The sequence below is a fragment of the Brachybacterium sacelli genome (assembly GCF_017876545.1).
GTDB classification, from domain to species: Bacteria; Actinomycetota; Actinomycetes; order Actinomycetales; family Dermabacteraceae; genus Brachybacterium; species Brachybacterium sacelli.
Window position 1 is genome coordinate 165406 of the sequence record NZ_JAGIOD010000001.1, and the last position, 21099, is coordinate 186504.

The following is a 21099-nucleotide window of genomic DNA, read 5'->3' on the forward strand; positions in this document are numbered from 1 at the left end:
TCAGTCCTCGAGCCCTGTGGCCAGTGTGGAGAGGATCTTCCGGGCGGCGGCCGGTGGTTCGGACTGCCCCGAGTAGACGGCGGAGAACTGCTGGTTGATCAGTTCCTGGAGCGAGGCGATGGTGATCGGCGCATCGGCGTACCGCGCGAAGGACTCCGCGTGCGGCAGCTGGTCGATGTACCCCTGCTCCGCCGGGTCGACGTCGACCTGCTCGAGGGTGCCGGCCGAGGCGGGGTACTGGGGATAGTGCTCGAAGGTCTCCGGGCTCAGGAGGAACTTCACGAACTCCCACGCCGCTTCGGGCTCCTCACAGTTGGCGTTGATCCCCAACGCCCGGCCGCCGAGGTGGGCGGCCCCGTCCTGGAGCCCTGCGGGCATGGGCGCGGTGAGGAGCTCGGCCTCGACGCTCTGGCCGGCGGTCCGGAAGGCCGCCGGGGGCATGAAGGTCATCGCGCAGGTGCCCTCGTCCAGCGCGCCGACGATGCTCGGGTCGCCGTAGTCGGTGGTCGCCTGCATCGCCACCGGGGTGATGCCCTCGGTGAAGAACCTGTCGAAGTACTCCATCGCGTCCACCAGCTGTTGCTCGTCCACGCCGACGCTCCAGCGGTCCCCGTCGGCCCGGATCAGCTGGGAGCCATGGGCCCAGAGGTAATAGTTGATCGGGAACCACTGGGCGCTGGAGAACTGGGCGCCCGCCGGGAATACGAAGCCGCTGACCTCGCCGCCGGAGTCCCCGGTGATCTTCGCGGCGACCTCGGCCAGCTCCTCCCAGTCGCGCGGAGTCTCGGTGATGCCGGCCTGCTCGAGCACGTCCGGTCGGTAGACGAGGGCCATCGTGTCCGCGGTCCACGGGACCGCCCACATCGAGCCGTCGTAGGTCGTCATGTCGGTGGCGAGGAGCTCGTCGCCTCCTTCGGCGGGCGAAGCGGCCAGGAGGTTCTCCAGTGGAGTCAGGATGCGCGGCTCGGCCATGAAGGAGACGTCGGTGAAGGCCAGCTGGGCGATGTCGGGGCCAGAGCCGGCGTTGGCCTCGCGGGCGAACTGCTGCGGGTTGTTCGGCGACAGGGTCTCCATCGCGATGCGGTAGTCGGGGTGCTCCGCGTTCCAGATCTCGACCGCGTCGGCTAGTCCGGCCGCCTGATCGACCGGGTCGAACTGGCGGAAGACGCGATCACCCTCGGTCCCGGCGCCGGCGCAGCTCGCCAGCGGGGCGGCCAGCAGGCCGGCAGCCAGCACTGTTCGTCGTCTCATCACCAGGTCTCCTCCACGAGCCACCTCACCGGCGCCGTCAGTAGACATGATCAATTTGACAGTGTCAATGGTGGCCGTACGATCGCGTCATGACACCGCGGTCCCTCGGCACGACGGAGCGGTCCGCGCGCCGCGGCACGAATCTGCCGCGCGTCGCGGAGTACAACCAGGTCCTGGTGCTGGATCTGATCCGCCGGTCCCCCGGCACGAGCCGCAGTGACCTGGTGCAGCGCACGGGGCTGACGATGCAGACGCTCTCCAACATCTGCCAGCGCCTGGTGGCGGCCGGGCTGATCCGCGAATCGGGCCGGGTCCGGTCCGGGGTGGGGGCGCCGCGCATCGTGTATGAGGTGGAGCCGACGGGGCGCTACTCCCTCGGCCTGCACATCGATCCGGCGCGCCTGAGCCTCGTCCTGCTCGACCTGGCCGGGAGCAGCGTCCACAGCTCCACGGTGGCGACGCCCGAGTCTCCGGGGCCCTCGCACGTGTTCGACCTGATCGAGGAGCAGATCGGTGCGCTGCTCACCGAGGCGGCCGTGGCACCGGAGCTGGTCGCCGCGCTCGGCGTCGCGACGCCCGGGCCCCTCGACGTGGAGCACGGGGCGGTCGTCGGCCCTCCCCTGCTGCCCGGCTGGGGCCACGTCCATCTGCGCGAGCAGCTCGCCCAGCGCCTCGCGCTGACCGTCGTCGTTGAGAAGGACAGCACCGCGGCCGCGATCGGAGAGGTCTGGGCGGCGCCGCGCGAGGCGGAGAACCTCGCCTTCCTGTACCTCGGCACGGGAGTCTCGGCGGGCCTCGTCCTCGACGGGCAGGTGCTGCGCGGCTCGGGTAGCGCCGCCGGGCGGCTCTCGCATCTGGGGAACATCGGCCATCTCACGGCGGATCCAGACGGCGAGCGCTGCGCCTGCGGGGGACGGGGCTGCGTCGCCGTCGCCTCGCTCCCCGCCGGCATCGTGGAGGCCGCCATCGCCCGGGGCGTGCTCCCCGAGGGCGCCGACACGAGAGATGCCCGCGTGGTCGAGGCCTCGCTCGCCGAGCTCTCCCGGAGAGCGGAGGCCGATGGTGACCCGGTCGCGACCGAGCTCCTCGAGGTCGCCGCCCGCGGCTTCGCACGGGTGGGCATGCAGCTGGCGAACCTTCTCGACCTGGACAGCATCGTCCTCGGTGGGCCGCAATGGCCCGCTTTCGCCCCGGCGTGCCTGCGCCTCGTGCCGGGGCTGGTCAACGAGCAGTACGTCGCGCGCGCCGACCACGAGGTCGAGGTGCGCGGGACGGCCATCGGCGGGCACGTCGGCGCCGTGGGCGCGGCCTCCCTGGCGATGTCGGAGACGATCTTCGATGCCCCGGGTCAGCTGTACCTCGGCTGAGCGGGACCAGGGCGTGGAAGCGCCAGGAACGGGGCGACCGCCGAAGGCCCGCCGCCCTGCCTCGATCAGTCGATAGGTTCGTAATAGACAGGCTCTTCGCCCTCGTCGTCGGCGAGCATGAACTCCACGGTCTCGAGTTCTCCGGTGAATGCGAACTCCCGCGGATACTTCTCACTCACCGGGGAGAGGGCATCCCTGCCGATCTCCAGACCCTGCCAGGCCACCATGTAACGGGCGGTCGAAGGGAGCTCGACGGAGCCGACCGGAACGTCGTCGACTCGGATCTCGGCAACACCCTGCAGAGGCCCGGTCCGGGTGAAATTCATGGTGAGTCGGTGCTGGCCGTGACTGAGGGGCGCGGGGCCGGAGACGTGGCGGCGCGCGCCCTGATGGTTGTACTCATAGTGGAGCTCGTGGTCGGCGAGCCACAGGGCATAGCCTCCGTTGACGTCACCCTGGCTGACCAGTACGCCCTCGTCGTCACCGGTGATGTCCACCGTCGCGTCGATTCGATACGAGCGGTCATAGATCAACGGAGTCACGCCGGCAGGTATCCGTCCGACTCCTCGGTGCAGGATGAAATGTCGGCGCCGACGCGGCGATGCGGCGCTGTGGTATTTCGCCGCGCGCTCCGCGAAATTGCGGTCGTCCAGCGGGAAGACGCCGTACCGCTCCGCCTCCGACCACCACCGTCCGACGAGCTCGTGCAGTGCGTCGGGACGCTCCGCCGCGAGATCGTTGCACTCCGAGAAGTCCGAGGTCAGGTCGTAGAGCTCCCAGCGGTCGTCGGAATACGGCGTGTGCCGCTCGTGATACGCGACCGCCTTCCAGCCCTCGTGGACGATCGCACGGTGCCCGTACATCTCGAAGTACTGCGTGGGTCGCTTCGTCGGCGCGGCCTCGTCGCGGAATGAGTACGCCATGGAGACTCCGTGCACTGGCAGCTGGGGGGTGCCGCGGTACTCCTCGGGAGTCTCGACGCCGGTGATGTCCAGGATCGTCGGCGCGATGTCGATGACGTCGTGGAATTGTCCGCGGTGCTGCCCGGCGACCTCACCGAGCCGTGCGGGCCAGGAAACTATCAGGGGCGCGCGGACACCGCCGGCGTGCACGTTCTGCTTGTACCTCTTCAGAGGAGTGTTCCCGACCTGCGCCCATCCCCACGGATAGTTGCTGTGACAGCGCCAGGTTCCGATGTCGTCGATCTGCGCGAGGGCGTCCTCGACCCGCACTGCGTCGCCGTTCTCGTAGGCGATCGTGTTGGTGGTGCCGTGAGGGCCGCCCTCCTGGCTGGCGCCGTTGTCCGACATGAGCAGGATGAGCGTGTCCTCCCGGGCATCGAGTCGCTCGAGGTGCGAGATGAGGCGACTCAGTTGGTCGTCGGTGTGCTCGAGCATCGCGGCGAAGGCCTCCTGCAGTCGAGCCATGACCTGCTGCTCATCCGTGGTGAGCTCGTCCCAAGGCTGCACTCCGTCGTTACGCGGGGCCAGTTCGGTCCCGGCGGGCACGATCCCGAGGTCGATCTGCCGCTGCAGTCGGCGTTCCCGGACGATGTCCCAACCCTCGTCATATCGGCCTCGCACGCGGTCGAGGTACTCGACGTGCGACTGATGTGGGCAATGGGCGGCACCGAGGGCGAGGTAGGCGAAATACGGCTTGTCGGGAGCGACGGACTTATGATCCGAGATGTAGTCGATCAGATGGTCGACGAGGTCGTCTGTGAGGTGGTATCCGTCCTCCGGCGCTGCCGGGGGATCGATCCTGTGATTGTCCTGGACCAGTTCCGGGAAGAAGTGGTCCGTCAGTCCTTCCAGGAAGCCGTAGTGCTGATCGAATCCGCGGCCGAGCGGCCATTGGTCGTACGGGCCGGCGCTGGAGGTCTGGTCCATCGGGGTCAGGTGCCACTTCCCGAACGCGGCAGTGTTGTACCCGCGGTCCCGCAGCAGTTCCTGGACCATGGCGGCGCGCGGGGAGACAGCCCCTCGCTTGCCGGGGTAACCGCTGTCGGCGTTCGAGAGCATCGACATGCCGACTGAGTGGTGATTGCGACCCGTGAGCAGGCTGGCGCGGGTCGGAGAGCACAACGGCGTCACGTGGAAGTTCGTGTAGGTCAGACCCGAACCGGCCAGACCGTCCATGGTCGGGGTGTCGATCTCCGAGCCGAAGCACCCGAGGCTTCCGAAACCCACATCATCCAGGACGACGAGGATGACGTCCGGCGACCCGGACGCCGGTCGCGCCGGCTCCGGCCACCAGGGTTCTGAATCGCGATATGTGGTGCCGACCGTGGCCTGTGTGGCGATCGGATGCTCGGGCATAGGAGTCCCTTCATCGGACGGATGGGAGTGGTGGCGGGCTGAGCAGTTCACGTCGTGGTGCTGAAGCGAGTCGCGCCGCGAGCGAGGTCGTCGAGGCTCCGGCCCTTCGTCTCCGGTGCGAGGAGATAGACGACGGCCAGGTTCACGAGGGCGGCCACCGCGATCACGACGAAGATCGAGTTGCCGATGGCGTCATAGAGGGTGGGGAGAGCAAGCGTGCCGAAGACGCTTCCCAGCTTCCCGAACATATTGACGATCCCCACCGCGCGCCCGCGGATCGCTGCCGGGAAGAGTTCCGGCGCCCAGGCGTAGAAGGCGATCGAGGTTCCTCCGTTGATCACCGCGATCGCGACGCCGAAGGCGATCAGGACCACAGGGGCGGAGGCGATCCCCCAGTAGATGGTCAGGCACGCCACGATGAGAAGGCCGAGGCAGGTCAAGGCCACGATTCGACGGCCGGCGGTCTCTATCAGCCACAGACACACGATGGTGCCGACGGCGGCGGCCACGAGCGTCGTCGCGCCGGTGAACAGCAGGGCGGTATAGGCCTGAGGGGTCACGATCCGGGTGATCAACGTGGGCTGATAGAGGAGGATCGCCGAGCCGTAGAGATTGTTGAACCCCCAGTAGACCGCCATGCACAGCAGCAGCCAGACGAAAGGTCTGCGGAACAGGACTTTCAGACGGGTCGGTGCCGTAGCAGCGATCGGGCGATGAGTCGGCGCAGAGGTCGCCTCCGTCCCTTGGGCGTACTGCCATGCGGCGAGCGCATCCTCGTGTCGACCACGTGCTTCCAGCCAGTACGGCGACTCCGGGGTCTTGTGCCGCAGAAACAGCAGGATCACGGCCGGGACGGCACCGGTGGCGAGGACCCAGCGCCAATGATCCTCGTGACCGGCGACAAGGTAGACCGCCAGGGTCACCACGATGGCGAGCACGCCGCCGAGCATCCAGGCGACCCCGCCCATCCCGGTGAACGTGCCGCGCCGCTGACGCGGGATGAACTCCGCGACCAGTGCCGCGGACGGCGGCATGTCGGCACCGATCGCCACTCCGATCACGAAGCGCAGCGCGATGAGCGGCGCCAGGGAGGGGACCGCGAGAGTGAGCAGTGAACCGACGACGAAGAGCACCATCGAGGTGAAGAAGATCGGCTTGCGTCCGAAACGGTCGGTGAGTGGCCCGGAGATCGGGGAACCGACTGCCATACCGATGAAGGCGGCCGCGGTCAGCAGCCCGACCTCGCCCGCGGAGAGACCGAACTCCGGCGTGATGGCCAGCAGTGCCCCACCGAGGATCAGGAGGTCATATCCGTCGACGAAGTACCCGCCGATGGCGGTGAGGGCGATGCGGCGTTGCCCCCGGGTCAGCGAGCCGGAATCGAAGGAGAGCTGCGACGTCGTCGTCATGGTGGTCCTGGGTCGAGGGACGGTGTTGGAAGTCGACAGTAGGAACGTCCGCGCCATACGTCCAATGCTCTTATCGGCTACTTGGCATACGCTTTTCCGTATGGCCACCTCGCCGCGACAACCGCCCTCGCTCACCTGCCTGGCCTCGTTCCTCGCCGTCGTCGAGCACGGCACCTTCACCGCTGCGGCGGTAGCACTCCACCGTGCCCAGCCTCGCGTGAGCGCGCACATAGCGACACTGGAGAAGCATCTCGGGACCGCACTCCTTACCCGCGGGCCGCGCCGCGTGGAACTGACGGCTGCAGGCTCGGCATACCTGCCGCACGCGACCGCGGCGCTGAACGAGCTGCGTGACGGCGACGATGCCGTCCGCGCCGTATCCTCCACGATGCAGGGCCGGGTTCGGATCGGTGGCTACCCCGGGGCGATGGCCGTGTTCATCGCTCCCCTGGTGCGGCGTTTCCGAGCGCTGTACCCGGGTGTCGAGGTTGAGCTGCGCGAAGCGGATCCGGCGGTGCTCGAAGACCTCGTCGCGACCGGGGAGATAGACCTCGCCGTACGGACCGCCGATGTTCCTCAGCGTCACCACAACGTTCCTTCGGAGGAACTGTTCTTCGAGAGGATCCAGATGGTCACTCGACGAGACCACCGGCCGACCCTGAGCACCATGGCCGATCCATCGTCGCTCGAGGGGATCACCGTCATCGTCAGCGGGGATCCGCAGGGCGGGTGGCAGGATTACCGCGACCGCCTCGACCGGATCGGGGTCGAACCCCGAGAGATGATCACGGTGGTGCAGCCGACGACCGTGGTCGCCCTGGTCCGCGAGGGTCTGGGGGTCGGACTCCTCGGCGCCCTGGCCGCGCGAGTGACGATCGATGACGAACTGAGCGTGACGGATCTTCCGGAGCCGTTGTGGCTGCGTGAGATCCGGGTGTACCACCGCAATCAGCGGTCGCCGGACGCCGCCGTCTCAGCGTTCGCCGAGCTCCTCCGAGCGGAGGCTCCCGCGCTGACCGCCGGACGGACGGTGTGGCATTCCCGCGCGATCTGAGCTTGCGATCGGGAGACTCTGCGAAGGGCCCAGACCTCGATGTCGCCATCACCGGGACGCCGCAGCGCCGCCCTGCCCCGGCTCACCTCACAGGGCGTCGGCGACCGCTCGCGCGGGGGCGGTCCGGGCGGCACGGCGCCCCGGCAGCACGGAGGCGAGGACCCCGGCGAACACCGTCAGCACGAGCACGGCGGCGAGCTGCTCCCAGGGGATGGAGATCACCACCGGGAACCGGGCGGCGAGCACCACCATGGCTCCCAGGACGCCGCAGACGGCGCCGACCACCACCCCCAGCAGGGCCCCGACCACGGAGAGCAGGGTCCCTTCCCAGGCGAGCATCGTGCGCATCTGTCGCCGGGTCGTCCCCAGCGCCCGCAGCAGCGCGTTCTCGCCGGTGCGTTCGACCACGCCGAGTGTCAACGTGTTGGCGACCCCCACCAGGGAGACGACCACGGCGACGGCGAGCAGCCCCGAGGTGATCCCGAGCATCAGCGTGATGATCTGCTGCGCCACCTCGCGCGTCGCTCCCTCGGAGTCCATCCGCGCCTCCGGGAGAGTGCTGGCGAGCACGCCGTTGAGGTCGCCGACGATGGTGAACACGTCGGTTCCGGCGCGCGCGGAGGAGCCAGGGTCGGCGAAGTCGACGAACACGGAGCTGGGCTGGATCTCCCCGAAGATGCCCTCGAAGGTGCTCGCACTGACCAGTGTCAGCTTGAGGTTCCCGTCGATCCGCACCACGAGCTCCTCGCTCCCCGACCCGGAGCGGGGCACCTCGATCGTCTCCCCGTCGTGCAGGCCGACGGACTGCGCGCGGTCGCTGCCGATGACCAGCTCCCCGTCCGCGACGGAGGCGAGGTCCTCGCGGACCGCGGTCTGCTCGAGCTGCTCGGCCGTCGGGCCGTAGACGGTGAGCTCATCGCTCCCGTCGACCGTGATCTCCCCGGCCGGGACGGCTTCAGCGCGGTGGACTCCCTGGATCGCGGTCAGCTCCGCGACCGCCTCCTGGGGCAGTTCGGGAGCGCGGATCACCGCGTCCACGGGGGCACGTTCCGCCAGGGCGCGGGTCAGCGAGGCATCGGCCGTCTGCGCACCCACGGCCAGCATGGACATCAGGGTCGTCCCGATCAGCAGCGCGGCGGCGGTCGAGGCGCTGCGTCCCGGATGACGCCGCACGTTCGCGACGGCGACGCGGGCGGGGACCCGGCCGAGGCGCCCGACCGTCCCACCGAGCAGCCGTACCAGCGGCGCGACCACGACGCGCATCGCGAGCAGCACGCTGAACAGGGTCAGGGCGCCTCCGGCGACCCCCAGGGCGATGGCGGGTCCGGCCGCCCCTCGGGAGGAGACCACGACCCCGGCGGCCATCAGCCCTCCACCGGCGAGGACCCCGACGGCCGTCAGCACGGCGCGCAGCAGGCCGGGACCCTTCCCGGGCGGGACGACGCGCAGCGCTTCGAGCGGAGCCACCTGGGTGGCGCGTCGCAGCGGGAGGAGCCCTGCGCACATCACCACCACCAGACCCGCCACCAGCGGGAGCACCACGGAGAGGATTCCGATGGGGGCGGCAGCGGCACGGGGCGTCCACCCCAGGTGCGGCGCGACCAGCAGTGCACCCTGGACCACCACATGTCCCAGGACGGTCCCGAGCACCGAGCCGAGCAGAGCCACGAGCAGTGACTCCTTGCCGACGACGGCCGCGACCTGACCCCGGGTGGCGCCGAGGGTCCGCAGCAGGGCGAGATCACGGGTGCGCTGGGCGATGGTCACCGAGAGGGTGTTGGCGACCACGAGGAGACTGGTGAGCAGGGAGATGGCGATGAATGCGGCGACCACCGGGCCGAAGGCGCTGAATCCGCCGGCCGCGCTCTGCTCCAACTCCACGCGCGAGGCGCGCGCCGTGAGCACGTCCAGATGCTCCATGCTCGCTGCGGCGGCGACCTCCTCGGGATCCGCCTTGGCGGGGACCGAGGCGTGCCAGGACGTCGCCACGTCCTCCAGCTCGGCGCCGAGGACGCTCTTCGCGTTCGCGCTCGTCACCAGGATCCGCGGGGGCCCGGTGGCCAGGAGCGCGGAATCCAGCGGCTCCGTCACCCCGACGACCTTCAGGGCGACGTCCTCACGTTCCCCGCCCCGTGCGGACGTCGCGACGGTGAGGGTGTCCCCCGTGTCCACCTCGAGCATGGTCGCGGTCGCCTGCTCGATGACGATCTCGTCGGCGTCCTGCGCCGGGCGTCCGTCGACCAGCGGCACCTCGGCGACGTCGGTCGGCGGCGGGGTGTACACCCGCAGGGAGCGGGCGCGGTCGCTGCTCTTCGAGTTCACGGACACGAAGGAGGAGTCGAGCACGGGCCACTGCTCCTGGGCGCCCTCGATCCGAGGCGTTCCCTCCCGCTTCCCCGAATCCGTCGTGGTCGCGACCAGGTCCGTGCCCAGCAGGCTGGTGTCGGCGTCGGCGGCCGCCGAGTCGCGCAGCAGGGTGGCCCCGAGGACCATGGCGGCGACGAAGGCCGTGGCGAGGACGATCGTGAGGACCGCTGCGAGGTGCCGACGCAGCGGGGTGAGGCGGATGCCGCGTGCGCTCACTGCTCGGCCGCTTCCCCGGATGACGTCCCGAACGGACCGTCCTCGTCGACGGCGATCCGGCCGTCGGAGAGGGTGAGGATGCGGTCGGCGCGCTCTGCCGCATCCCGTTCGTGGGTGACCATGACGACCGTCTGCCCGAAGCTGTCGACGCATCGCCGCAGCAGGTCGAGGACCTCCGCGGTGGTGCGGGAGTCGAGGTTCCCCGTCGGCTCGTCGGCGAAGATCACCGCCGGGGACCCGATGAGGGCGCGGGCGATGGCGACCCGCTGCACCTGCCCCCCCGAGAGCTGCGAGGGGAGGTGGCGCAGGCGGTCGGTCAAGCCCAGGCCCTCCGCGACGGTGGTCCACCACTCGGGGTCGGCCCGGCGCCCGGCGAGCTGGAGGGGCAGCAGGATGTTCTGTTCCGCCGTGAGCATCGGCAGCAGGTTGAACGACTGGAACACGAAACCGATGCGGTCGCGCCGCACCCTGGTCAGAGCGCTGTCCTTCAGCCCGTTCAGCTCGATGCCGTCCACCCTCACGGAGCCGCCGTCCAGCGCGTCCAGCCCGGCGAGGACATGGAGGAGGGTGGACTTGCCCGAGCCCGAGGGGCCCATCACGGCCGTGAAGGCGCCGCGGGCGATGTCCACGTCGACGCTGTCGAGAGCGACCACCTCGCCGGCGTCCGAGGCGAACGCACGGCGTGCGCCGCGGGCACGGACCACGGGATCCTCGGCGGCGTCGCGGGACGGCACAGGATCCTGGACCGTGGGGTTCCGGGAAATGGTGGGTGCCACGGGAACGGGCCTCCGATCAGCGTCACGGCACAGGGGCGCCTACAGCCTGCCTTACCAGGGCGTAGGTTGCATGTTTGCGAGCCCCTGCCCCGGAAGGTCGTCCGGTCCGCTCCGTATGTCGGACTTCCGCCGTCACACTCGAGGCCGATGACATCGACATCGACGACGGATCCGCCTCCCGGCTGCCGTCAGTCCGTGCTGGCGTCGAGCTCCGCGAGCACCCGCTCGACGATCTCCTCGTACACGTCCTGCGTGTAGTGGAACGGGGCCAGGCCCCAGCGGTGCTCGGGGTCGGCCAGCACGCCCAGCGGCTGCAGCTCGAGGATCCGGAAGCCGAGTTCGCGGAGGAGCTCGTAGTAGCGCAGGTAGGCCTCGTTGGCCTCCATCGCGGAGGTTCCCATACTGCGCGGGGTGTGGCGACCGTCGACGGTGACCAGGGCCCACGGCACCTGCAGCACCACGGTCTTGTCGAACAGGCCGAGACCCTTGAGGGTCTCCCGCAGCCGCTCGGCACGCGGCGCCCACCGCTCGAAGTGCTCCTCGGTGCCGAACTCGATGTGGCGAGCGCTGTCGACGACGGTGAGCACCTCGGGCACGCGCACCAGGTCGATGCTGCGGGTGACCACACCGCCGTCCTCGAAGACGTGCACGCCGTGGCGCTCGTCGACGAGGTCCCACAGCAGCACGTCGGTCTCGTCCGCGACCTCGGCGAGGCGGGTCCCCAGGTCGCCGACGAAGTCACCGGTCATCATCCGGCGCTGGAACGCCGAGTCGATCTCCGCGCCGTCGGGGAACCACGTCGAGGCGTCGCGTTCCTGGGAGAGCAGCGACTGCCGGGCGATGTAGGCGACGACGTCGAAGCGCTCGCCGCCCGCCAGGTCGACGGTGTCCCGCGCGACGCAGCTGCCGTAGATGACGACGCGCGTGGGCGCGGTGTCAGCGGGCTGAGCAGTCACGATGCTCCTTCGTCGCGGGGTGGGACGCGTCCGAGATGGACGGTGGGCGTCAGAATACCCACGAGACGCCGGCCGCCCCTGGTGTACGCCGCGGCCTGTGGCGCTCCCGACAACCGTCGGGCCCCGCCACCGGCTCGGTGGACCGCATCCTGCGGTGCGGACCGGCATGGGACCATGAGGCGTCCGAGAACCGCTCCCCTGCCGAGAGGTGCCCATGCCCGCGCAGTCCACGTCCCGTCTGCAGACCCTCCGCACGGGACTGTGGCACCTGCGCACCGGCGGGGTCCGCCAGCTGCGCACCTGGCGGCGTCGTCGCCGCACCGCCTCCTACGGCGTGGGCGACGGCCTGGGCAGCCGCGACACCGGAGGGCGTCTGTCCTTCCCGCCCGCGCAGCTGCGTGGGCGGCCCCCGCAGGTCGAGGGATTGCGCGCTGCCGTGATCCTCGACGACTTCTCGATGCTGGCCTGGAGCTACGAGTTCGAGACTCTCCCTGTCACTCCGTTGGCATGGCGCGAGCAGCTCGCGGAGGACCCGGTGGACCTGCTGCTGGTGGAGTCGGCCTGGCACGGCAACGAGGACGCCTGGCAGTACCAGCTGACCGGCTCGAAGGCACCGTCCGAGCCGCTGCGCGAACTGGTGGCCCACTGCCGCGAGCACGGCATCCCGACGGTCTTCTGGAACAAGGAGGACCCGCCACACTTCGAGGACTTCCTGCCCCTCGCGAAACTGTTCGACCAGGTCTTCACCACCGACGTGACCTTGCTTCCGCGCTACCGGGAGGAGCTGGGGCACGAGAACGTGGCGGTTTTGCCGTTCGCAGCGCAGCCCGCCGTGCACAACCCGATCCGGCCGCAGCACGGCCACCAGGCGCGGGATATCGCCTTCGCCGGCATGTACTTCGCGCACAAGTTCCCCGAGCGCCGCGCCCAGATGGACATGCTGCTGGGCGGGGCGCTCGACGCCTCGGCCCGGATGGACTTGGGCCTGGAGATCTTCTCCCGCTTCCTCGGCGACGACGAGCGCTACCAGTTCCCCGGGGCGCTGGCCGACCGGGTGGTGGGCTCGCTGAGCTACTACCGGATGCTCACCGCGTACAAGGCGTACAAGGTGTTCCTCAACGTGAACTCCGTGGTCACGAGCCCGTCGATGTGCGCGCGGCGCATCTTCGAGATCACCGCCTCCGGCACCCCGGTGGTCTCCGCCCCCTCCCCCGCGATCGGTGAGTTCTTCGCCGAGGAGGAGGTTCCCGTCGTCGCGAAGCGCGAGGACGCCGCGCACGTGGTGCGTGCTCTGGTGCGCTCGTCCGAGCTGCGCGATCGCACCGTGCACCTCGCCCAGCGCCGGATCTGGCACGAGCACACCTACACCCATCGCGCCCGTCAGGTGCTCGACACCGTCGGACTCGGGCAGAGGGCCGGGAAGCGGGGGCTGCCCGGTGGTGCGGGTCTGGCCTCGGTCAGCATCATGGCTGCGACGAACCGTCCCGACCAGCTGGATCACCTCGTGGGCCAGGTGGCTCGGCAGTCCGGGGTGGAGCGTCAGCTGCTGCTGATCACGCACGGCTTCTCCTCGCCGACGGAGACCGCCGAGCGGGCGCGGGAGCTCGGCGTGGAGAACGTGGTGGTGCTGGAGGCTCCGAGCAGCTGGAGTCTCGGGGCGTGCCTGAACGCCGCCGTCGAGCGGGCCGACGGGGAGGTGCTGTCCAAGATGGACGACGACGACCTCTACGGCGAGTTCTACCTACACGACCTGCTGCGGGCTCGCGAGTTCTCCGGGGCCGACGTGGTGGGCAAGCACGCTCACTACATGCACGTCGCCGGGGCCGATGCGACCCTGCTGCGCTTCCCCTGGATGGAGCACCGTTTCACCGACCGGGTGATGGGGCCGACGATCACCGCGGACCGCGATGTGTTCATCGCCCACCCGTTCGCCGACGTTTCCCGCGGGGAGGACACCGGCTTCCTCGACACCGTCATCGCCGCCGACGGCCGCATCTACTCCGCCGACCGCTTCAACTTCACCCAGATGCGCCGTGGCGAGACGGGCGGTCACGCCTGGTCCGTCGACGACCGGGAGCTGATGGCCAGCGGGGACGTCGCCTGGTTCGGCCGGAACGACCCGCACATCATGTTCTGACGAGCACGTTCGTCCCGCAGGCGAGGCGTCGCGGTCCCGCCGCTGAGATGTGGCCCCGGATTGCCCGCCCCGCCACCATGCGGTCATCTTCCGTTCATCCTCGCCGCGTAGACAAGGTACTTCCGGATGACCACCACGGAAGCGAGAACCGGAATGACACTCACTGCGGCGTTCGACCCCGAGGCGACGGTCCGTCTCCGCGATCGTCACGCATCGGGCCCGCGCACGGGACACCTTCGCGCCCTGCTCGGTGCCCGCCGGCACGGCGGGGCGAGCGCAGTCCGCCCCGCCGGGGCGGAGCGTTCTCGCCCGGTCTTCACGGAGACCTCCTGGGACTCCGTCGACCCGCTCGCCTACGACACCGGCGCCGGGGCCGATCTGGCGACGTGCCCGGGCGCCCCTCGGGCGACCGACGAGGACGACCGCACGTCGATTCTGGAACTCGACGACGACGCTGCCGAGGACCACTGGGCAATTCCGCTCGAAATGGACGAAACATTCGACGACGAGGGCTCCGCCGGCATTTCCTGAACACTTGTCCCCCGGCACTCCGTCCGCATTGAGGACGGAGTGTTGCCGCATGCCTTCTGCGCTCACTAGACTTCTCGAGGCCGTCTGATCCCTGGCGGTCGACGAAAGCGCGCCACGGACTCCCCCCGGCTCTGAGCCGTCTCCGGGGCGCGGTAACCCCCGAGGTGCTCTATGCGTGCTGACCCCCTCCTGCTCACGGTCGTTCTGGAATGCACAGGCGAGCTGGACCGCGAGGGGGGCACCTACCGCAGGCTGCTCAATGCGCGACTCAAGCACGAGGACCAGTACGCCCTCCGCGTCCACGACGAGGAGCTGGACACCGCCTCGATCCGCGCCCTGTGCGACGAGATCGACAGCACGTACGTCGTCTTCGTCCGCTCGACGCACGAGGTCTCCGCCACCTACCTCTCGACCCTGCTGCAGCATCTGCAGAACCGGACGGTCTACCTGGCCGAGCCGACCCTTTTCACCGGCGCCCTCCCGAAGAACATCGCGAAGAACGCTGTCTCTGCGTACGCACGGGACACCGACGTCTACGGCATCGCCTACAACACCTCGCGTCTGCGCGACTTCCTGGACGCCGAGTACGACCTCGACCGCTCCGCGCTGTACATCGCCTACCGCCTCTACTGGTCGATCAACAGGGTCGCGCCCCTGGAGGTCGGGTACTCCATCGCGTCGGACACCAAGGCGGCGATCGGCCTCCAGCTGGACTGCGGCGTCGCGCGACTGCTGCCCCTGCTGACGAACGCGGCCCCGACGATGCGCACCTACATCCTGCGCTTCCTCGTCCTCTACCTCCGTGGACTCCGCGAATCGCAGGATTCGGACGTCCCCCTCGCCCACGTGCGCGAGCTCATCCGCATGTTCTGTCTCACCGACATCCTGGACCAGTCCAGGACTCTCCAGCCCTTCGAGACCGCGTGGATCCAATGGATCGACGACAGCTCCCACGACCGCCATCTGTACAAACGGCTCTCCACGGCGGACAACTACCTCGTCTTCGCACTGGGCGAGGGGCGGCTCGAGGCGGACATCGAGCTCTACCGGTGCCGCTTCGGCGAGGACATCGTGCAGATCGGCAAGTCGTACCTCTCGACGAGTCTTCGGCCGGGCCTGCACAATCCCAAGGTCGTCGATTTCTACCGCCGACCGATCACCCCGCGCTCGACGATCCTGTTCTTCGATCGACCGATGCAGGCCGACGACAACGCAGAGCATCTGTACAGCTACTTCAGGGATCACTACCCCGAGTATTCGGACATCTACTTCGCGCTGAATCCGAAATCGCCCGACTGGCCCCGCCTGGAGGAAGAGGGCTTCCGCCTCGTCCCCATGTTCAGCGCGGAGTTCCGGAAGCTCTTCGTCCAGTCGGATCTGGTGGTGTCGTCGCAGATCTACAACCTGAAGCACCAGGGGAAGTCTCTCGTGAACTCACGATTCGTCTACCTGCAGCACGGGATCCAGCTCAACGACATGAGCGACTGGGTGCTCTCCAAGCACTTCGACGTCTTCGTCGCCACCGGGAAGCTCGAAGCCGATTACCTGGGTGCGCTCGCCCCCGTCGAGACGCTCAACTCGGGGCTCCCGCGCCTCGAATCACTGCGTCGGACCCGCACCGAGCAGCGCCGGCTCCTCTTCATGCCGACCTGGCGGTTCAATCTGCATCAGCACTCGAGCGGCACCTTCACGAAATCGGTCTACTACCAGGCGATCGACGCCGTGCTCACGGACCGGTCCCTGCTCTGCTTCCTCGAGGAGCAGGATCTGACGCTCGAGGTCAAGCTCCACCCCAACGTCGAGAAGAGGGCGCACCTGTTCCACTTCTCGGATCGGGTCGTGCACTCCTCGATGAGCTACCGCGAAGCCTTCCGATCCGCCGAGTTCGTCTTCACGGACTACAGCTCCGCGGTCCTGGACGCCGCGTTCATCAACACCCCCATCGCCTACTACCAGTGGGATGCCGACGAGTTCTTCGAGGACCAGCCGTACGAGAGCCGCCTGGACTACACGACGCAGGGCCTGGGACCGACCTTCTTCGACCACTCGGGGATCATCGACCACATCGTCAGCGGCCGCTACCTGGAGCCGGACCCGACCAGCGACGCCCGCCGAGAGATCTTCTTCGAAGGTGTGGACCCGACACGCATCTGCGAGACCATCGTGGAAAGGATGCTCAGCCTGTGAACAAGGTGACCGCCCCCCTTCGGCGGGGCATCCGCTCCGGTGCCCGCTCGATCGCCTACTCGACCACGTCCCGCGACATCGCACGACGCCTGGTCGAGGACCCTGCCGCGCACCGCCTCCGCACGATGATCGAGGAGAAGGGCCACGGCGCCAAGCTCCGCCGGCTGGCCTCCCAGCAGCTGCCTGAGGGCACCTTCTTCGCGAAGCTCACCATCCACCACTGGAACAAGCATCGGAACTCGAGCTTCCGGTTCCTCGAAGGGGACCGGGTCGTCTACGGGAACAAGATCGAACCGCCTGCCCGAGGGTTCGATCTCGAGTACCGGAACATCATCGTGACCTCCGATCAGCCCTCCGACTTCCGGCTCGACATCGATGCCGAGTACAGCCTGAAGATCGGCCGCGGCGCCTTCACGACCGCTCAGCAGGTCCGGTACGACGAGCAGTACGGCGTCGAGCAGCACGGCGACCTCCACTACTCCCTGCGCGGGAATCTCAAGAACCCTCGGCGCGTCCTCGTCACGTTCCCCGGCTTCGGACCGTCGACGTCGCGCATCTCCTATGCGGTGAGCTATCTGAAGGGGATCACGGATGCCGACCTCTCCGACACCCTCATGATCTGCTTCCAGGACCGATACATGGTGGCCGGCACCTACATGCTCGCCGACAACGCGGGGGAAGCGCTGCGCCCGCGCGTCCATGCCGAGATCGCGGGTCTCCTCGAGAAGCACGGCATCCCCGAGCGGGAGCTCATGCTCTTCGGGGCGTCCAAGGGGGGCAGCATCGCGACCTACTACGCGGAAGGCTTCCCCGGGGCTCAGCTGCTCGCCGTCGTCCCGCAGATGAACCTGCCGTACTACCTGAACAAGCCGTTCTTCCGCGACAACCTCTACCGGCTGCCCGCGCTCCGCGCGGATCCGCAGCCCGTCGACCTCATGCGGCAGTACTTCTCCGAGGGCCGACGGATCGACTACTTCTACACCGACCGGGACGAGCAGTCAAACTATTCGCTGGTCGAGTTCGTCCAGGACGTCCCCGGTCTCACCAAGTACCGGGTCGACGGGGAGCACGCCGACGTCGCCAAGAAGGCCCTGCCCACCATCCTCTCGGTGATGAAGCGCTTCCTCCGAGGAGAGGCCGAGGACGACTCGACCCCGACGGTGAGCTGCGATCAGCTGACGTCGTTCCCCGACGAGAGCGGCGCCGGTTTCCAGGTGCGGCTCGGCAATGACACTCCCCTGCCCTCGGGCCCGACGAAGAACGCGCTGCTCGGCGGGGACCTCGGACGGACGAAGTTCCGTCAGCTGATCTCCCCTCATGCGTACCCGTTCGTCAAGTACACGGTGCCCACCGAGCGTCTCCTGCACGGGCTGCACGATCCCGCCTCCGTCAGCTCCCTGCTGTTCACGGGGTCCGACGGAACCTTCCGGCACGGGCTGCTCCCTGCCGCCGAGCCGCCGATCGAGGTGGCCTCGCACGCTCGTCCGGCGGCCCTCTGCGCCGAGCTCGACCTGACACCGACCCTCGAGCCCCGGACGTACTCGCTCCTCGCCGGGGCGAACGCGCCGGTGAGCACTTTCGAGTACGAGGTCGAGGCGGGGAATCCCGATGCCGACGCGGTGACCCTCGTGCTCGCCCGTTCGGCCGCAGATCGTGCCGACCTCGACAAGGACGCGATGAGCGGCGGCGCGCGCCTGGTCGTCACGGCGGTCCCACCCCCGGGTGCACGCGGGGCATCGCGCCTCGCCCATCGCATCGCGATCACCGCGGGAGTCGAGAAGATCCGCGTGCTCGTCATCAGCCCGGACGTCTCCGACGCCGAGGTCACCGCCGTGAAGCGGCTCTACGGGCCGGAGGTCGTCTGCGAGGACCTGCGCCCCACGGACGTCCGCTCCGCGACCCTTCCCCGCGAGATCGGCTGAGAGCACAGCCGTGGCCGTCACCATCACCCAGATCGCCGCCTACGAGGACGCGAACGGCAATCGCATCGAGTTCACCGGCTCCGCCCCGATCGTCTCCGGCATCACGGTCCTGTTCCGTGGGTCCAACAACGTCCTGACGGTCGACTCGACCGCGAGGATCCACAAGCTGTACCTCCGCTTCGACTCCCACAACGGCCGCTGCCGGATCGGCGGGAACCGCGGAGTCGCCCCGCTGAAGGCCGGCATCAGGGTGGGGCAGGATTCCGCCGTCGAGATCGGTGACGACGTCTCGACCACCGCGCATGTCGACATCTCCGCCGTGGAGGGCACGAGCGTCACGATCGGGGATGACGTCATGATCGCCACCGGTGTGCGTCTGCGGACCGACGACGGGCATCCGATCTTCGACGTCTCCGACGGCCGGCGCGTCAACACGGCGAAGTCGATCGAGGTCGGCAACCACGTGTGGCTCGCGATCGACTCCTTCCTCCTGGGAGGCGCTCGGATCGGGAACGGTACCGTGGTCGGCGCCCGCGCCCTGGTCACCAAGAGCTTCCCCAACAACTGCATCCTCGCCGGAGTCCCGGCCGCGGTGATCCGGCGCGACGTCGCCTGGGAGCGCCCTCACCTGTCCGTGACGCCTCCGTATTACAAGCCCGATGCCTCGACGGTCCAGAAATCGGAGTACTGGCACCACACTGAGGGGTAGCCCGCCCCTCACGGGCGCAGGCGGCTCGCAGACGACGGCGCCGCCACTGCGGGCGACGGACGGACGTCTTGGTGCGAGGGAGGACTTCAACGGTGACACGGCGTCGATGGCTGATGGTGGGGGCTGGTGCCCTCGCCGTCGTCCTGCTCCTCGTGATCGGAGTCCTGGCTCTGCGGCCGCACGAGGACGGGCCAGGAGACGGAGCGGAGGGGACCTCGTCCCCGACGCAGCCACCCGACTCCGAGCGCGTGTTCCTTCCGGGCTACGACGCCTCTCCCGGCGAGTTCTCGATGACCGATCCCGCCGACGCCCCGGGCAAGACCACCTTCGTGGGTCTCGGCCTGGGGAAGGACGCCGCTCACACGGGCCACCAGTTCGGTCTCAGCTTCGACGCCCGCGAGCTGGCGAACCCGATGTGGGGCTCCGAGCACTCGAACCTCGCACTCACCCTGGGCGAGCTCGAGGACCCGGCGCTGCGGTTCGGCGGCAACGGGATCGACCGGCACGTGTGGTGGACGTCCAGCGAGGAGCCCGCCCCCGAGTGGGCCCAGGCGACCGTCACCGCGGAGGATCTCGAGCGCGTCGCCGCCGTGGCCGAGGAGGTCGATGCGACGGTGACGATCGATCTGGACCTCGGGCACGACGACCCGGCGCGCGCCGCGGACATGGCCGCGCACGCCCGGAAGGCCTTCGGGGATCGTCTGCTGGCGGTCGCGATCGGCAACGAGCCCAACGGGTTCTTCCACGCGAACCAGCCTCAGCTGGCGGTGCGCGATGCGAACTGGGGCCCCGAGGCGTACCAGCAGTCGCTGTCGGAGTACTCCGTTGCGCTCGAGACGGCGGTCCCCGGACTCCCGGTGGCCGGCCCCGGTGCCTACGACGCCCAGTGGTGGCGCGCCTTCGCAGAATCGGACATCCCGAATCAGCGTGCCCTGAGCATGCACTGGTACCCGCTGTGGGACTGCGAGGGGCCCGCGTCCTCCCTCGCGAACCCCTCGGTCGACGACCTCACCTCGCCCGAGATCCGCGAGCGCGCCCGCACCATCGTCGGGATGGGCGCCGAGGTCGCCGATCAGCATGGCCTGCCGCTGTGGATGGAGGAGACCGGACCCACCTCCTGCCCCGGCACCAACGACACCTCCCGCACCCATGCGCAGGCGCTGTGGACGGTGGACTTCGCGATGACGCTCGCGGAGCTCGGGGTGGAGCGCACGGCGTTCCACTCCACCCTGCAGGCCTGCGAGGGCGGCGCGCCGATGAGCCCGATCTGTGCCCGCGGCCCGTACGAGGAGCCGGGCCGGACCGTGCAGGGACGCACGAGCTACCTCGCGCTGATGATGCTGGGCGACCTCCCGGCGGGGAGGATGCTGACGCCGTCGGTGACCGGCGACGGCCAGGTCTCCGTCCACGCCGTGCTCGGGGACGACGGGGGGCTCACGCTCGTGATGGTCGATCAGCGCGACCCCTCGAACGAGCTCTACCGGACCCGACCGGTCCGGATCAGCGCGCCCGACGACGTGAGCGCCCTCGCCCCGAACGGCTGGGAGCTGACCCTGGGCTCGGATCTTTCCGGTGATTCCCTCGACGCGGCGGAGAGCACCTTCGAGGATCTCGCCCCGGTCACGGGCGAGTTCGCCGGTGCCCGGCTCGCACCGGAGCAGCCGCTGACCGTCAGCAGCGAGCCGGGCACGGTCACGATGCTCCGCTTCTCCGCTGCCGGCGGCGCCGATGCCTCCGACGACGGCGGTGACGCCGGGACGTCCGAGTGAGCCTCGTCCGTCCCCGGCCCGCCGTCACGTCGCAGCACGGTGCCGAGCGGTCCCGCGGAGCGCCGGCCAGCAGTTGCTCACCCCCGTGAACACACGGCAAACGTCGCGTGTGGTCCGGGCGAACAAAACG

14 protein-coding genes are annotated in these 21099 nt (G+C 69.2%); 8 read left to right on the forward strand and 6 right to left on the reverse strand.

What is annotated here, in order from left to right; all coding sequences use genetic code 11:
- On the reverse strand, positions 1 to 1251 hold the full coding sequence (locus JOF43_RS00710) for an ABC transporter substrate-binding protein (protein ID WP_209897881.1): 1251 nt from the start codon (positions 1249 to 1251) through the stop codon (positions 1 to 3).
- A gap of 89 nt (positions 1252 to 1340) precedes the next feature.
- Here JOF43_RS00710 and JOF43_RS00715 point away from each other — a divergent pair, with 89 nt between their 5' ends.
- A complete protein-coding gene (locus JOF43_RS00715; protein WP_209897883.1) occupies positions 1341 to 2618 on the forward strand; it encodes an ROK family transcriptional regulator in 1278 nt (425 codons plus the stop codon).
- A gap of 65 nt (positions 2619 to 2683) precedes the next feature.
- Here the strand turns inward: JOF43_RS00715 and JOF43_RS00720 are convergent, their stop codons facing one another.
- Positions 2684 to 4936, reverse strand: coding sequence for an arylsulfatase (locus JOF43_RS00720; protein ID WP_209897885.1), 2253 nt, complete (start codon positions 4934 to 4936; stop codon positions 2684 to 2686).
- Positions 4937 to 4983: 47 nt separating this feature from the next.
- A complete protein-coding gene (locus JOF43_RS00725) occupies positions 4984 to 6345 on the reverse strand; it encodes an MFS transporter (protein WP_209897887.1) in 1362 nt (453 codons plus the stop codon).
- A 100-nt stretch (positions 6346 to 6445) separates the two neighbouring features.
- Between JOF43_RS00725 and JOF43_RS00730 the strand changes: the two genes are divergently transcribed.
- Positions 6446 to 7399 (forward strand): LysR family transcriptional regulator, encoded by a 954-nt coding sequence (locus JOF43_RS00730; protein ID WP_209897888.1) that lies wholly within the window; start codon positions 6446 to 6448, stop codon positions 7397 to 7399.
- An 87-nt stretch (positions 7400 to 7486) separates the two neighbouring features.
- Here the strand turns inward: JOF43_RS00730 and JOF43_RS00735 are convergent, their stop codons facing one another.
- From JOF43_RS00735 to JOF43_RS00745, 3 genes are all read right to left on the reverse strand, one after another.
- The gene (locus JOF43_RS00735; RefSeq protein WP_209897890.1) at positions 7487 to 9982 is read right to left on the reverse strand and encodes an FtsX-like permease family protein; all 2496 of its coding nucleotides are present in this window, start codon (positions 9980 to 9982) and stop codon (positions 7487 to 7489) included.
- Complete coding sequence (locus JOF43_RS00740) at positions 9979 to 10758, reverse strand: ABC transporter ATP-binding protein (RefSeq protein WP_377783588.1); 780 nt, start codon at positions 10756 to 10758, stop codon at positions 9979 to 9981. The genes JOF43_RS00735 and JOF43_RS00740 overlap by 4 nt, the downstream gene beginning before the upstream one ends.
- A gap of 188 nt (positions 10759 to 10946) precedes the next feature.
- Positions 10947 to 11714 carry a DUF6270 domain-containing protein gene (locus JOF43_RS00745; RefSeq protein WP_209897892.1) on the reverse strand — a complete coding sequence of 256 codons (768 nt, stop codon included), beginning with the start codon at positions 11712 to 11714 and terminating at the stop codon, positions 10947 to 10949.
- A 214-nt stretch (positions 11715 to 11928) separates the two neighbouring features.
- Between JOF43_RS00745 and JOF43_RS00750 the strand changes: the two genes are divergently transcribed.
- From JOF43_RS00750 to JOF43_RS00775, 6 genes are all read left to right on the forward strand, one after another.
- On the forward strand, positions 11929 to 13851 hold the full coding sequence (locus JOF43_RS00750) for a glycosyltransferase family protein (RefSeq protein WP_209897894.1): 1923 nt from the start codon (positions 11929 to 11931) through the stop codon (positions 13849 to 13851).
- 126 nt (positions 13852 to 13977) lie between these two features.
- The gene (locus tag JOF43_RS00755; protein WP_209897896.1) at positions 13978 to 14382 is read left to right on the forward strand and encodes a hypothetical protein; all 405 of its coding nucleotides are present in this window, start codon (positions 13978 to 13980) and stop codon (positions 14380 to 14382) included.
- A 171-nt stretch (positions 14383 to 14553) separates the two neighbouring features.
- Positions 14554 to 16569 carry a CDP-glycerol glycerophosphotransferase family protein gene (locus JOF43_RS00760; protein ID WP_209897898.1) on the forward strand — a complete coding sequence of 672 codons (2016 nt, stop codon included), beginning with the start codon at positions 14554 to 14556 and terminating at the stop codon, positions 16567 to 16569.
- The gene (locus JOF43_RS00765; protein WP_209897900.1) at positions 16566 to 18491 is read left to right on the forward strand and encodes a hypothetical protein; all 1926 of its coding nucleotides are present in this window, start codon (positions 16566 to 16568) and stop codon (positions 18489 to 18491) included. The genes JOF43_RS00760 and JOF43_RS00765 overlap by 4 nt, the downstream gene beginning before the upstream one ends.
- A gap of 10 nt (positions 18492 to 18501) precedes the next feature.
- On the forward strand, positions 18502 to 19200 hold the full coding sequence (locus JOF43_RS23090; protein ID WP_209897902.1) for an acyltransferase: 699 nt from the start codon (positions 18502 to 18504) through the stop codon (positions 19198 to 19200).
- 92 nt (positions 19201 to 19292) lie between these two features.
- A complete protein-coding gene (locus JOF43_RS00775) occupies positions 19293 to 20969 on the forward strand; it encodes a hypothetical protein (RefSeq protein ID WP_342592053.1) in 1677 nt (558 codons plus the stop codon).
- The last annotated feature ends 130 nt before the right edge of the window (positions 20970 to 21099 follow it).

Bases quoted from the DNA above. Each gene is read 5' to 3' on its own strand.
- JOF43_RS00710 (WP_209897881.1), bottom strand. From the start codon at position 1,251: ATGAGACGACGAACAGTGCTGGCTGCCGGCCTGCTGGCCGCCCCGCTG.
- JOF43_RS00715 (WP_209897883.1), top strand. From the start codon at position 1,341: ATGACACCGCGGTCCCTCGGCACGACGGAGCGGTCCGCGCGCCGCGGC.
- JOF43_RS00750 (WP_209897894.1), top strand. From the start codon at position 11,929: ATGCCCGCGCAGTCCACGTCCCGTCTGCAGACCCTCCGCACGGGACTG.
- JOF43_RS00725 (WP_209897887.1), bottom strand. From the start codon at position 6,345: ATGACGACGACGTCGCAGCTCTCCTTCGATTCCGGCTCGCTGACCCGG.
- JOF43_RS00720 (WP_209897885.1), bottom strand. From the start codon at position 4,936: ATGCCCGAGCATCCGATCGCCACACAGGCCACGGTCGGCACCACATAT.
- JOF43_RS00760 (WP_209897898.1), top strand. From the start codon at position 14,554: ATGCGTGCTGACCCCCTCCTGCTCACGGTCGTTCTGGAATGCACAGGC.
- JOF43_RS00755 (WP_209897896.1), top strand. From the start codon at position 13,978: ATGACCACCACGGAAGCGAGAACCGGAATGACACTCACTGCGGCGTTC.
- JOF43_RS00730 (WP_209897888.1), top strand. From the start codon at position 6,446: ATGGCCACCTCGCCGCGACAACCGCCCTCGCTCACCTGCCTGGCCTCG.